The 13,576-nt window shown below is 57.1% G+C and carries 12 protein-coding genes, 1 tRNA gene and 1 pseudogene; 8 read left to right on the top strand and 6 right to left on the bottom strand.

Translation table 11 applies throughout. The features are described from left to right. The first annotated feature begins 24 nt into the window (after window positions 1-24). On the top strand, window positions 25-1,110 hold the full coding sequence (locus CGLAMM_RS03180; RefSeq protein WP_394819346.1) for a cobalt-precorrin-5B (C(1))-methyltransferase: 1,086 nt from the start codon (window positions 25-27) through the stop codon (window positions 1,108-1,110). Window positions 1,111-1,142: 32 nt separating this feature from the next. Here CGLAMM_RS03180 and CGLAMM_RS03185 read toward each other — a convergent pair whose 3' ends face one another. Further along, the gene (locus CGLAMM_RS03185; protein ID WP_394819345.1) at window positions 1,143-2,090 is read right to left on the bottom strand and encodes a glutaminase; all 948 of its coding nucleotides are present in this window, start codon (window positions 2,088-2,090) and stop codon (window positions 1,143-1,145) included. A gap of 339 nt (window positions 2,091-2,429) precedes the next feature. Here CGLAMM_RS03185 and CGLAMM_RS03190 point away from each other — a divergent pair, with 339 nt between their 5' ends. The 4 genes from CGLAMM_RS03190 to CGLAMM_RS03205 all read left to right on the top strand — a co-directional run bounded on the left by CGLAMM_RS03190 (window position 2,430) and on the right by CGLAMM_RS03205 (window position 7,743). Continuing rightward, window positions 2,430-3,767: an Nramp family divalent metal transporter gene (locus CGLAMM_RS03190; protein WP_394819344.1), complete on the top strand. Its 1,338-nt coding sequence runs from the start codon at window positions 2,430-2,432 to the stop codon at window positions 3,765-3,767. 28 nt (window positions 3,768-3,795) lie between these two features. Continuing rightward, window positions 3,796-6,087, top strand: coding sequence for a TonB-dependent receptor (locus tag CGLAMM_RS03195; protein WP_418115328.1), 2,292 nt, complete (start codon window positions 3,796-3,798; stop codon window positions 6,085-6,087). 219 nt (window positions 6,088-6,306) lie between these two features. Then, entirely contained in the window at window positions 6,307-6,759 is a 453-nt protein-coding gene (locus tag CGLAMM_RS03200) for a nitrate reductase associated protein (RefSeq protein ID WP_394819341.1), read from the top strand. A 69-nt stretch (window positions 6,760-6,828) separates the two neighbouring features. After that, on the top strand, window positions 6,829-7,743 hold the full coding sequence (locus CGLAMM_RS03205; RefSeq protein ID WP_394819340.1) for a class I fructose-bisphosphate aldolase: 915 nt from the start codon (window positions 6,829-6,831) through the stop codon (window positions 7,741-7,743). Window positions 7,744-7,836: 93 nt separating this feature from the next. Here CGLAMM_RS03205 and CGLAMM_RS03210 read toward each other — a convergent pair whose 3' ends face one another. Both CGLAMM_RS03210 and CGLAMM_RS03215 read right to left on the bottom strand, forming a co-directional pair. Continuing rightward, window positions 7,837-8,619: an ABC transporter ATP-binding protein gene (locus tag CGLAMM_RS03210; RefSeq protein WP_394819339.1), complete on the bottom strand. Its 783-nt coding sequence runs from the start codon at window positions 8,617-8,619 to the stop codon at window positions 7,837-7,839. 5 nt (window positions 8,620-8,624) lie between these two features. Further along, a complete protein-coding gene (locus CGLAMM_RS03215; RefSeq protein ID WP_394819338.1) occupies window positions 8,625-9,446 on the bottom strand; it encodes an ABC transporter permease in 822 nt (273 codons plus the stop codon). A 217-nt stretch (window positions 9,447-9,663) separates the two neighbouring features. On the opposite strand from CGLAMM_RS03215, the pseudogene CGLAMM_RS03220 reads away from it, so the two are divergent. From CGLAMM_RS03220 to CGLAMM_RS03230, 3 genes and pseudogenes are all read left to right on the top strand, one after another. Continuing rightward, window positions 9,664-10,330 (top strand): annotated as a pseudogene (locus CGLAMM_RS03220) (lytic transglycosylase domain-containing protein); the annotation flags it as partial. A 533-nt stretch (window positions 10,331-10,863) separates the two neighbouring features. Further along, a complete protein-coding gene (locus tag CGLAMM_RS03225; protein WP_394819337.1) occupies window positions 10,864-11,472 on the top strand; it encodes a DUF1643 domain-containing protein in 609 nt (202 codons plus the stop codon). Window positions 11,473-11,731: 259 nt separating this feature from the next. Beyond that, window positions 11,732-11,808 (top strand) — tRNA-Asp (locus tag CGLAMM_RS03230). A gap of 97 nt (window positions 11,809-11,905) precedes the next feature. Here the strand turns inward: CGLAMM_RS03230 and CGLAMM_RS03235 are convergent. From CGLAMM_RS03235 to CGLAMM_RS03245, 3 genes are read right to left on the bottom strand one after another with little or no spacing between them, the layout of a single operon-like run. Next, a complete protein-coding gene (locus CGLAMM_RS03235; protein ID WP_394819336.1) occupies window positions 11,906-12,673 on the bottom strand; it encodes an ABC transporter ATP-binding protein in 768 nt (255 codons plus the stop codon). Window positions 12,674-12,675: 2 nt separating this feature from the next. After that, entirely contained in the window at window positions 12,676-13,188 is a 513-nt protein-coding gene (locus CGLAMM_RS03240; RefSeq protein WP_418115329.1) for an ABC transporter permease, read from the bottom strand. Next, window positions 13,185-13,544 (bottom strand): hypothetical protein, encoded by a 360-nt coding sequence (locus tag CGLAMM_RS03245; protein WP_418115330.1) that lies wholly within the window; start codon window positions 13,542-13,544, stop codon window positions 13,185-13,187. Before CGLAMM_RS03245 ends, CGLAMM_RS03240 begins: the two co-directional genes overlap by 4 nt. Window positions 13,545-13,576 lie beyond the last annotated feature (32 nt).

Consider the following 13,576-nt stretch of genomic DNA (forward strand, 5'->3'; position numbering starts at 1 on the left):
TGACCCGATGATCCACGCCGAACCATGAAGAAGGACAGGGAACGCCCGCCTTTAAGGCGCGGCTGGACAACCGGCAGTTGCGCCACCGCCGCCGCAAAATCCGCCTGGAGCTGGCTTCAGACAGGTCAATTCCCCGACCCTGTCACCATCTCACTGCCAAACCAGCGTCAGGTCAGCTTCGCGCTGGATGGATGCGGTCAGGTCGGTGAATCAGCCTGGGCGCGCGTCGTCAAAGATGCGGGTGATGATCCGGATGTGACGCATGGCGCGCTTATCACCGCGTCAGTCAGGCGCGGCGTGGCCGGAGAAGGCGTGACTTTCATGGCGGGTGACGGTGTGGGCGTTGTCACCCGCCCGGGCCTGCCCCTCCCGCCCGGGGCCCCGGCCATCAATCCAGTGCCACGCCGAATGATCACGAACGCCCTCATGGAAGTCACCCCTCAAGGTGCCGACGCCATCGTGACCATCAGTATCGAAAATGGTGAAGCCCTTGCCCGCCAGACACTCAATCCGAGGTTGGGGATAATGGGTGGCCTCTCCATATTGGGGACGACCGGCATTGTCGTGCCATTTTCCTGCTCCGCATGGATCGACACGATTCATCGCGGCATTGATGTGGCGCGCGCCAGCGGCCTCACCCACATTGCGGGCAGCACGGGCAGCACGTCGGAAGCCTGTGTCAAAGCTCTCTACGATCTCCCTGACGCGGCCCTGATTGAGATGGGTGATTTTGTCGGGGGAATGCTGAAATATCTTCGTCAGCACCCTGTCCCCCATCTCACCATCGCGGGGGGAATCGCAAAAATGACCAAGCTGGCGCAGGGCCATCTGGACCTCCATTCAAGCCGCACCCTCGCCGATCCGGGCAGCCTCGCCATCATGGCGGAAAGACTCGGCGTCACGTCGGAGATCAGGGAGGGGATGCGCCGCGCCAACACGGTGCTGGAGGCGTTCCAACGCGCAAATCACCCTGCCCTGGGCGATCTGATCGCGGCGGAAGCCGCTTCCGTCACGCGCGCCTGCCTCGCCCCATCCGATATCGCGGTCGATGTCATCGTGACGGACCGTGAAGGGCGGATTGTCGGCCGATCGGCCCCGCGCCCCGCATGAAACAGCGTACCGTAAGAGGAACACGCCACCGCCTAACTGAAAACGGTCCAGCCCGTCATCTGCACAAGGCGCTCAAGCGCATAAGTCCCAAGCAAGGAATTCCCTGCGGCGCATAAACCGGGGGACCAGACAGCGACGGACGCAATCCTGGGTGCAATCGCCAATATGCCGCCCCCGACGCCGGATTTACCCGGCAAACCCACTTTGATAGCGAAATTGCCGGATGCATCATAATGTCCGCACATCATCATCAGGGCGAGGATCAGGCGGTTATGCGCGGCTGTTGCGATGACGTGTCGCGAAACCGGGTTCACGCCTTCCATCATGAGGTAGCGCCCCGCCCGCGCGAGCTGGGTGCAACTCATCGTCAGGGCGCATTGATGAAAATACGCATCCAGCGTTTCTTCAACGTCATGACGTATATTGCCGAAGACCCGCATATACTGGGCCAGCGCCACATTGCGATGCCCGGAAGATTTTTCCGCCCTGGCGGTCGCTTCATTGATGCTGACAGGCGCTTCCCCCGTTACGTCCCTTCCTGAAAGATCCCGCACGAGGGCCAGCAATTTTGCCTGAACACCTTTCGCGCCATATCGTGCGGTCAGAATATCGGCGATGACAATGGCGCCCGCATTGATAAACGGATTGCGGGGGATGCCGTGCTCGCTCTCAAGCTGCACGATGGAGTTAAATGGCGTGCCAGAGGGCTCGCGCCCAACGCGCTGCCAGATTTCAGCTGCATCATGTTGAAGCGCCAGTGTCAGGGCGAAGATTTTCGACACGCTCTGGATTGAAAATCCTTCCTCCGCATCTCCCGTCCGGGCGCACGTACCGTCCGCCGTACACACTGCCATACCGAACTTGTCCAAGGACACATCGGCAAGGGGCGGAATATAGTCCGCCACCCGCCCACGATAGGTGATTTTCGCAATTTCGGATGCGATCTGCGCCAGCATCTCATCTAAATCAAGCTTCGCCACCTGAGTTCTGACCCCCCCGCCTTCGGCGCGCGCCTTTTACCGTGCGTTGAGTCTCAACGTAAATGGGGTGGCCCGGGCCTTGAGATGAATAGACGCATCTTGCAGAGATCGCATGAGTTTCATCGAAAGTCCCCCTCTGACGGTGTGCGTCAACGAGAGTGGCTATTATGCAACAGACGCGGGCGGAGTGACACGAAACGGTCTCGTTTCAAATGAGAGTTATTGTCAACAACACGTTATAATGTACATTAACCTTCTCGTTGGGAACAGGCAATGTTTTGTCGCAGAGAGTGCATTTCGTGGCATGGTGACGCGTCTTGAAAATGGGATAGGAAGATAATGCAAGGCGACGTTTCCCCATCAACGGCTTCGGCGCGAAATCGCGACAGGGCCAGCCTCCCTGAGGTTTTTTCCACCGTTCGTGTGGCATCACCGGACCAGAACTGGGCACGCAAATTATTTTCCTATATGGGCCCGGGCTATCTTGTTGCTGTCGGCTATATGGACCCGGGCAACTGGGCGACAGATCTGCAAGGGGGCGCGCAATATGGTTACCGCCTGCTTTGTGTAATCCTTCTGTCCAATTTCATGGCAATTTTGTTACAGGCGCTGAGCGCGCGCCTTGGCATCGCAACGGGTCGGGACCTCGCGCAGGCATGTCGGGAATGGTGCCCACGCTGGCTGAGCTTCCCGCTTTGGACTGCCTGTGAAATCGCCATCATCGCATGTGATGTCGCAGAAGTGATCGGCACGGCGATCGCCCTGCAGCTTTTGTTCCATATCCCGTTCCTGATCGGGACAATTATCTCTGTCCTCGATGCGCTGCTCGTTTTATTTTTTATGCGGCGGGGCTTCCGGTTTCTCGAAGCGTTCATCGCCGCGCTGCTGGGGGTGATTGCGCTCTGCTTCACCCTCCAGATCATTGCCGCTGCGCCACCTGTCGCTGAATTGCTGCGCGGTTTCATCCCGCATCGCGACGTGGTGACGCATCCCGGTATGCTTTACATCGCCATCGGCGTCATTGGCGCGACGGTGATGCCGCATAATCTGTACCTCCATTCCGCCATCGTCCAGACCCGCGCTTATGGCGCCTCGATCGCTGAACGTCGCGACGCCCTGCGCTGGAGTGTCACGGACAGTTCCGTCGCCCTTATGCTCGCCCTCTTCATCAATGCCGCCATTCTGATTGTGGCCGCCGCGGCCTTTCACAACACGGCCTATCAGAATGTGGCGGAAATTGAGGACGCTTATCGCCTGCTGTCCCCCGTTCTGGGCTTTGGACTGGCCTCAACGCTTTTTGCGATCGCGCTGCTTGCTGCGGGCACAAATTCCACCATTACCGGGACGCTGGCCGGTCAGATTGTCATGGAGGGGTTTCTCCATCTCCGCATCGCGCCCTGGGCGCGGCGGCTTCTGACACGTGGCATCGCCATCATCCCGGTGATTTTCACCGTCGCTTTCTACGGCGATGGCAGCGTCAACACGCTTCTGATCGCAAGTCAGGTCGTGCTGTCGCTGCAACTGCCTTTCGCGGTGATACCGCTCATCCTCTTCGTCTCAAGCCGCAAAATCATGGGGCCATTTCAGCTTCGGAAAAGTTTTGCCGTCGCGAGCTGGGGCGTCGCGGGGATCATCCTGGCACTGAATGTGAAGCTGCTTATCGACACTCTTTTCTAAAAATTTTTGTTCAACAGAGGCATAAAAAATGATTCGACGACCTGAAAATCGAGCTGCACGCGCCTCTCGTCATGCTCTTATTTCCCATCAGTCAGATTTGTTACGGTCAGGTTTGATGTTGAGTCGCAGGACAGGGCTTTGCTGCGCCGCCTGCTTCCTTTCGACGGCCCCCTGCCTCGCCCAGGCGCAGGGTGACACGTTGCGCAAAGATGCGTCCGGGACGTCCCAACGTCCTGCTTCCGCTCAAAAGACCCCATCGCAGGCCCGCACCGCGTCCCGCGCCTATCAATCGTCGGAAGAAGAGTCGATCACCGTTTCAGCGAAGCTGGACCACGCGCGGGCTCGGATTTTCCCCAGCCTCGGTGCCGTTTCCTATAAAATTGATGAACGCCAGATTAACGTCACGCCAGGGGGCCAAAATGCGTCGATCAGCCAATATCTGCTGCGCGTACCCGGGGTGGTGCAGGACGGGAACGGCCAGATCCATGTGCGCGGTGACCATAATAACCTCACTTATCGCGTCAATGGCATCCTCCTCCCTGAAAGCCTTAATGGTTACGCGCAGGATCTCGACAGCCGCATCATTCAGTCCGTTTCTCTGCTGACCGGCACTTTGCCGGCGCAATTCGGCTTTCGTACGGCAGGCGTCATTGACGTCACGACGAAGACGGGCGCGAGCCTCAAAGAAAATCAACTGGGCATTTACGGCGGGAGCTATAATACTATCAACCCCTCCCTGCAAATGGGTGGTAGTAAAGGGAAGTGGGACTGGTTTTTTGTCACATCCTATAATCAAGATGATATCGGTATCGACAATCCGACAGCGTCATTCCGCCCCACACATGACCGGACGCGACAGGGGAAAGGCTTCACCTATCTCTCCTATCGCGTAGACGATCAGAACCGGATCTCCCTCCTTGGCAGTGCGTCGTACCAGCACTTCCAACTGCCGAACACGACAGCTCTGCCCATCAAGTTTGATAACGGCCTGATTCCCCCCGGTGATCGAACCATCCAGTCCCGTCTTTTGAGGGATACACAGCTTGAACAGGATTATTACGGCGTTCTATCATGGCAGCACACGGCGGATCGCTATAATATGCAGCTCTCCCCTTATGTCAGCTACGGGCGCATCAATTATAATCCTGACCGTCTGCGAGACCTGTCATTTCAGGGCATCGCCCAGCAGGAAATGAATGATTACATTACGGGCGGCGCGCAATTTGATAATTCCTACCGCCTGACATCCGATCACACATTGCGTTTCGGGTTGATCGGGCAATATACCTCTGAGCGTCTGAGGACGCAGAGCCTGGCCTTCGCCACGTCGGATGAGGGTGAGCAACTCTCGCGTATTCCCATGTCGATTTATGATGCATCCGGTAACTGGGCCGTGCAGGCGGCCGCTTACCTTCAGGATGAATATCGCGTGACGCGCAAGCTGACTTTCAATTACGGGCTTCGCTGGGATCAATTCGCATCAAATTTCGTGAATGATCATCAGATCAGCCCGCGCGCCAATTTTGTCTGGAAAGTGACGCCGAAGCTCTCGGCCCATATCGGCTATGCGCGTTATTTCACGCCGCCAAGCCCGCAATATATCGGCTTGGCCACCTTGCAGAAATTCGTCAATACCAGCTCAGCGCCGGAAAGCCTGATTGAATCGCCTTTGAAGGTTGAGCATAGCCATTATATCGACGCCGGTATCCTCTATAAGGTGACGCCGCATTATCAGATTACATTGGATGCGTTCAATAAATGGGCGAAAAACCTCGGCGATATCGGGCAGTTCGGCCGGGCGGTCATCAATACGCCCTTCAGCTATCGCACGGGACAGGTTTACGGCGCCGAACTGTCAAATAGCTGGCGCAAGGGCGGCTGGTCACTCTTTGGCAATGTGTCCTACGTGCACACACGCGCACGCGACATCAACTCGGCGGAATATCAGTTTGAAGCGAAGGAGCTCGCCTACATCAAACAACACGCTATCGCGTTGGACCATCAGGCTTCCATCGCCGCGTCAGCCGGCGCCTCTTATGAAACGCGTCACGATATGGCTTATCTCGATTTCGTCTACAGTAGTGGCTTACGATCCGGCTTCGCCAATCAGGGGACGCAGCCGCAATATGCGGTTTTCAATATCGGCTATCAGCATAGCTTCCTGAATACGCCTACCCATCACCCGATCAAAATGCGGCTCGACATCGCCAACCTCTTTGACCGTCGTTATCAGATCCGTGATGGCGAGGGTGTTGGCGTTTTCCAGGCGCAATATGGTCGCAGACGGGCCGCTTATATGACGCTCATCACATCTTTCTAATACGTCACATGATCTGGGAGGCAGCGTTGGAAATGACGCTGCCCCCCCTGCGGAGGTTAAGCGTAGATTTAGGAAACAATTCACGATTCCTCGTGTTTCGGTTGAGGCGATTGCAATATTGTCAGGACAGTGCGTAAACTCGTCACGACATGTTTCCGGGCGCCCCCGGCGCTCCGAACAATCAGGCGAGTAAATTCGGCCTTGAGGAGTCAGATTGACGTGCTGCTTGCGTTTGAACAGGGCCTGCTGAAATCCCCGCAATATATTCCGATGTTCCTGCGTATGAAGCTGGCGCTGACATCCTCCGCCCTCGCGCCAGCGCAATGGGAACGTCTCACCCCGCATGAAAAAGCCGAACTCCTCATCTTCCCCGGCATCAAAACGGAGGATCACGCAGCTTTCGCCGCGCGCGTCCATGAAGTATTGGGGCAGCATCACTTAAATTCCTCTGAAACGACTCAAAGCGCTGACAACGCATCATGGTCCCATCCGGGTAAACCTGATGCCGCCGTCACTGCCCGCCTGGAAGCTGAGAAAATTCCGCCGCTCACGGAGCCGCAATGGAATGACCTGAGTCCCCTTCAGCGTTTCACCCTCATCACGCTCGCCAGAACACCGGACTTGCAGGAATATCTTGCCCCAGCACTCCGGGAATTTCGTGCAGGCGAGTGAGTAAACTCCACCCATCTCACCATTGAAGCGCACCTCGCCTGCGCAAGTTGAACCGATCAGGAGGACTCCATGTCTTTAACCCCTCAAGTCAGCGACATCCTCAAAAATTACGAATCTGACAATCCGGGCACCAAAGCCAATCTTGTTCGCCTTCTGAATACCGGAAAGCTGGCCGGGACGGGGAAGCTCGTTATTCTTCCGGTTGACCAGGGCTTTGAACACGGGCCCGCACGCTCTTTCGCCGCCAACCCGGCCGGATATGACCCGCATTATCATTTCTCACTCGCGATTGAAGCCGGGCTCAATGCATTTGCAGCGCCCATCGGCATGTTGGAGGCCGGAGCCTCAAGTTTCGCGGGTCAGATCCCGCTGATCCTGAAATGTAACAGCTCCAACTCCCTCGCGACGGAGAAGGACCAGGCCGTGACCGGCACGGTGCCGGATGCGCTGCGCCTCGGATGTTCAGCCATCGGCTTCACGATTTATCCTGGTTCCGAATATTGCTTCAAACAAATGAATGAATTGCGCGAGCTCGCGGAGGAGGCCAAAGCGGCCGGGCTTGTCGTCGTGGTCTGGAGCTATCCGCGAGGGCCGATGTTGGATAAAGCGGGGGAAACAGCCGTTGATATCTGCGCCTACGCGGCGCATATGGCGGCGGAGGCCGGTGCGCATATCATCAAGGTCAAGCCACCCACTGATGCGCTTTCTCTCCCCGCGGCTAAAAAAGTCTATGAGGCGCAGAAGATTGACATCACCTCAATGGAAGCGCGAATCAAACATATTGTGCAAAGCAGCTTTGCGGGGCGCCGCATTCTGATTTTCTCAGGTGGGGAACATGCGGACACAGAAAGTCTGCTTTCAACCATTCGTGCTATCAAGGCGGGTGGGGCGAATGGGTCCATCATCGGGCGTAACAGTTTCCAACGCCCTAAGAAGGAAGCGCTCGCCCTGCTTTCCCAAATCACCGATATTTTCAAAGGCTGACGCCGGACGCCGCGTCGCCCCGATATCGGTCGGCGCGGCCTGAGTCTGGGAGCGCATCGGCGCCGGGCTGAAAATCGCAGCGGTGCCTCCCGGTTAATTCCCGTTGGAAGCGGCGGCCTCGTAGGCGTCCAGAATATCTTTCGCCGGGCCATCCATGCGCATGCGGCCATGCTCCAGCCAGATGATTCGCGTGCACCATTTGCGCAATACGTGAAGCTCATGGGATGTCAGGACGAGTATATCCGCGTGATCGACAAGGCTGTGGAGACGCTGCTCCGCGCGCTCATGAAAGCCTTGATCACCCGCCATGAACCACTCATCCATCAATAAAATATCCGGACGTGGTGCTGTCGCCAGCGCGAAACCCAGCCTGACACCCATACCGGCGGAATAAAGGCGGACCGGCATGTCCAGAAAGGCCCCTAATTCCGCAAAGGCTTCAACATCCTGCTCCAGCGATTGGGAAACCTGACGCGAATAGCCCAGAGAGGCGGCATAAAGCCGGATATTTTCGCGCCCTGTGAGGTCCGGATTCATCCCCGCACCTGCATCTAAAAGTGAGTGCACATCGCCTTGGATATGCAGATCTCCCTGCGAGGATTCAAAAATACCGGCAATGGCCCGTAACAAGGTCGATTTACCGGCACCATTATGCCCGATAAGGCCGACACGTTCACCCGCATGGATGGTAAAGGTGATCTCATGTAAGGCGCGCACGACAGCGACGTTGTTTTCCATCACCACTTCACCCCCGACGGGTGAGATTTTTTTGATGTTCTGTCGCACATTTCTGAAAAGCGTTTTTTTAAGCGACCGCGCATTGCCGCTGTAAATCGGGTAGGACAGGCCGAATCGGGTCAAACGGATCTGCGTCACGGGGCTTATATCCAATAAGGAATTTTTGAACGTGTGGCGCGGAACACGATCAGGGCGAGGCCAATCAGCACGAGACTGAACAGGATCGCAACAAAGTAATTTTCCGCACGCGGCATCGACCCGAGTAAAGGTGCCCGCACGATCGTCAGAAGGCTGAAGAGCGGATTGAGCCGCAGCCAGCGACTATCCTCCCCGATTTGCTCCGGCTGCCAGATGATCGGCGTGACGTAGAAGGCGATCTGCATAACAGCGCCGATAATCTGGGGAATATCCCGGTAACGCGCGCAGATACTACCAAAAACCATACAGACAGCGAAACCATCAGCAACCCACACAGCCATGCCGACCAGGCTCCAAAGCGCCATTGGCTTCAAGGTGATGCCAAACCAGATGAAAACGGCAATCGGGACCAGGATGACATGCGCGAGAACAAGGCTGTTGCGTATCAATGTGCGTAAAATCTGCACGGTAAGGGGTAGTTTGGCGGCGAAGATCTGCGCGCGTGCCGCAGTGAAACACCCGCATGATTCCATAACGACCGGGGAAAACCACGAGAACCATATGGCGAAAGAAATCGCTGTATAAGGCAGATAGCCGACGAGATCGATCTGAAATAATCGGGCATAGACGATCCCCATCGCCACAACCATGACAGCGAATGACAGGGTCAGCCATAACGGCCCCAACAGAGACCCCTTGTAACGCAGGCGGATATCCGTCCAGGCCAGCTTCGCCGCGTAGCGGGACATGCTCAAACCGCCCGAAATGTCGCGCATCATCATAAGGCTGAGGCCGCGCACAGGGAGGTTGGGTTCATTCTCTGACATGTTGGCGGGCGCGGATGTCTGCATATTCCTGCCCTACCCGATCAGACCCTGCGTCACAACCGATAATGCGCGTCAAACACGTCGCTTTCAGGCCGGCGCGGCAAGATCTCTATGAACCTTCCCGGTTTTATGGCATTATGATCGGCGACAGTGTCATCGAAGTTCCTCATGGTTCTGCCGGAGGGGGACTCATTTTAAAGCAGTCAGGCCCGCCGCCATGCCGCGTTACCATGTATCTTATGCGCGCTTAAACCGTATCTCGGTTTGCAGGCAGATCTGCCGAGCCCTGACGCGGGCGGTTTTACCCGTTTTTCTCGCAATTTACCTTGCGGCCTGCGCCGGGGGACCGCACCGGCCCGGCATGCCGGTTTCGCAGGAGGAAGCTGCCTATCGCAGCCATGCGAAGCGCTATTACGCGCCACCCGGGCCACCTTCCGACCCCTGGGGGCCGTATATAAGGGAAGCCTCATCACGTTTCGACGTGCCTGAAACATGGATTCGCGCCGTAATCCATCAGGAATCCGGCGGCCATCTTTATGATCGCAGCGGTCAGCTTATCACTTCCGTCCCGGGGGCGATGGGGCTCATGCAGCTCATGCCGCCCACTTACGATGAGTTGAAAGCACAATATCGCCTTGGCCCCGACCCGTATGATCCGCACGATAATATCCTGGCAGGCACGGCTTACATCCGGCAGATGTATGAAATTTACGGCTCCCCCGGCTTTCTCGCCGCCTATAATTACGGTCCGGGCAGCCTTGATAATTATCTCAAAACCGGGCGCGCCCTCCCGCGGGAAACGCGTCAATATGTCGCAAATATCGGTCGGCGCATCAAAGGCGTAACACCTGTCAATCGGTCGGCGGCTGATCTCATGGTTGCGCGTTATGAGGCATCGCCGCCGCCCTCCGCGTCGCGCATCGCTGTCCGCAATAAATGGCGGCGGAACAGCCAGAAACGACGCGCTTACAAGTCCCGCGACATTCAGGTGGCGCAGGCGCCTGTCCGCGCGTCAGGCGGACGGGTCAGAACCGGCGTAAAGCATGTCCTTAAGGCCAATATCAAACGCGCCACATACCGGACGCATGTCAGAACGCGGGGTTGGACAGGCACGACGGCGGCGAAGCCGATACCGATCGGGCATCATCTCAAGGCGACACCTGTCAAAAAGCGTACCGTCCGGTCGAAAGCCCGTGTCACGCCGAAAGCGCTCCCGTCTCATCGCAAGAATTCTAAGCGCAAAGCGGCCAAGTAGGCCCGCGCCCTGCCTGAAGCTGCTTTGACATCTCCGCGCCTCTTGACGCGACGGCCTGCATAAAGGCCGCAAAACTTAAGATCCACCTTTCCAAAATGCCGAACGCCGCTTAAAAACCACTATTCATCAGACCTCGCCGCCAGGCCATTGCAAGGGTTCCGTATGAGTAATGAGGATCGCCGCGCCGGCTTATTGCCGCTTTTCCGTGAAGAGAAAGCGCCAGAGCAGCATCTTGTCGGGTCATCGACCCCCCTCCGCCTGAAAGACGATGTCAAAAGCACCGCCATCTATGACGGCCCGAAATCCTGCTACCGTTATCAACTCCATCGAGTCTGGGACGCTGCCCGGCCTAGCCTGCTCTGGATCATGATGAATCCGTCTGTCGCGACAGAGTATGGTGATGATCGCACCGTCGCAAAATGCCAGAAATGGGCGCGATCATGGGGTTATGGTGCCATTTATGTCGGCAATAGCTTCGCCTATCGCTGCACGGATCAGAAGCGCCTGATGGAAGTCAATGACCCGGTCGGGCCAGGCAATGACGAAGCCCTCCTGACAATGGCGCGGGAAGCGGACAAACTCATTCTCGCTTATGGATCCCCCACCAACCCCGCATTGCGACAGCGCGGGCGCGATGTTGCCCGGAAGCTTGCCGCGGCGGGGCATCAGCTTCATGTCATGCGCCTCACCGCATCTGGACGGCCGGAACATCCCCTTTATCTGCCCCTCGCCCTGCAACCTGTCCCCATCCAGCTCGAAGATATCGCTTAAGGCCGATCACATTCTGCCCGACGGTTGGAATATGGCTGACCAGACCTTTTCCAGAATGGTATGAAACTGACCCGAAAAGTCCCGAGGGCGACGCGCTTGCGCCGGTAAATCACGGGCCACTCAATGCCAAAAAAACTGCATTTTCTTTCTTAACCCTGTTGCCATTCCCTGAAAGTGCTGGTAGTTCCCCTCTCACTGTTTGAAGCGGACGTTTAAAGCGCTTCCCGCTCAATCAGCCAGCATCGTTTGACGATGCTTCGCGGGTGTAGCTCAGTTGGTTAGAGCGCCGGCCTGTCACGCCGGAGGTCGCGGGTTCGAGCCCCGTCACTCGCGCCATTATCTTCTTCCCATTTCCCTCATCGTGACGCGGTTTTTCGTCAGCAGTGCCCGCAGTAAGATGCGGTGTGCCCAACGCCCTGAAAGCAAATTCAGGTCAGATGGACGCGGCGTAAGCATCCAGTACAGCGCCGGGCGGTCCATCCTGCCGGATCTCACCCCCTTCAAGCCAGATGATCCGGGTGCACCATTGCCGCAAAACATCCTCCACATGGGAAGACAGCACCATAATCTCGCTTGAATCCACCAGGCGCTCCAGCCGCAGGCGGGCGCGCTCCATAAAACGGGCATCCCCCGCCATCATCCACTCATCCATCAGAAGGATCTGCGGCGTGATCGCGGAAGCAAGACCGAAAGCCAGACGCAGCGCCATGCCGGAACTATAGGTTTTGACAGGCAGGTCGATGAAGGAGCCCAGCTCAGCAAATTGGGCCACATCCTCCAGCACGCGGCGATAGGCCTTCCGCGAGCAACCCGAAAAAAGACAGCGTAGGTGGATATTCTCCGCCCCGGTTAATTCCGGATTCATCCCCAATTGCGCATCCAGCAATGCGCTGAAACGGCCCTCAATGGTGATCCGGCCTGAAAGCGGCGCGTAGATTCCCGCCAGCGCCCGCATGAGAGATGTCTTACCCGCACCATTGCGACCGACGAGGCCCAGGCGCTCTCCCGACCTTACTGAGAAGGAAAGATCCCGCAACACCTGAACGGAGAGGCGATGACGCTCATCCTCCGCAAGGACACCCCCTGTGGCGCTACGCTGCGCACCCTGCACGCGCGCACCCAGCCAACGACGCAGATTGCGGCTGTCCGCATGGTAGATGGGAAAAGACAGGCTCAGCTTTTCAACAAGAAGCGATGTCATATTTACACCCAATAAGCGAGCCGCGCGCGGAAACGGGCGAAAATGAGGAAAGCCACGACCATCAGAATGGCACTATGGATCAAGGCGGCTTCCCAGATTTTTATCGGAAGCGCCTGCCCCATGGCAGGGAGCCGGACGATCTCGATCAGAGGATAAAAAGGATTATAGATCAGCCAGGGCTCCATGGAGTGCGCCAGTTCGGGCTTCCACATGACCGGCGTGATGAAGAAGAAAATTTGAAGCACCGTCGCAATGGTTGGCCCCACATCTCGGAACCGCGCGCCCAGCACGCCTAGCAGCGTCATAACAGCGAGGCTGTCGACAAACCAGAGCGCGAATCCTGCCAGAATGAGAGGGTCATGGCGCGGCGTGACATCGCAGAGATAAAAGACAATGGCGATGACGACGACGTTATGCGCCATGACAATGAAGTTACGGATAACGGCGCGGGTGATGTAAACGGTAAAAGGCACGTCCGACGACAGGATGAGGCCGGCATTATCAACAAAAATCATCGCGCCCTCCCCCAGACAGTGCTGATGAAACTCCACATCACGAGGGAGATGGACAGGAAGGGTAGATACTCCCCGAACGGCATATGAAACAGGCGCGCATATAGTACACCCAGCGCGGCGATCATGACGGCAGTGGATAATGTCAGCCAGAAGGGGCCGAGAATGGACCCCCTGTATCGCAGCTTGATATCCAGCCAACCCAGCGCCACGCTGAGGCGGGATAATTCAAGGCCGCGCCGCACATCATCCAGCACAGCCATCAGGCGCGCGCGCCCGTTTGTCGGCTGATAGACACGCCGTTCTTCAGGACCGTCCGACCGCGTTGTCCGTTGCGCTGCGGCTTCCATTTGCTGCATAATCCCCCGGCACATGTCTAAGTGCGATGTTT

The sequence above is a fragment of the Sorlinia euscelidii genome (assembly GCF_036452135.1).
Taxonomy (GTDB): domain Bacteria; phylum Pseudomonadota; class Alphaproteobacteria; order Acetobacterales; family Acetobacteraceae; genus Sorlinia; species Sorlinia euscelidii.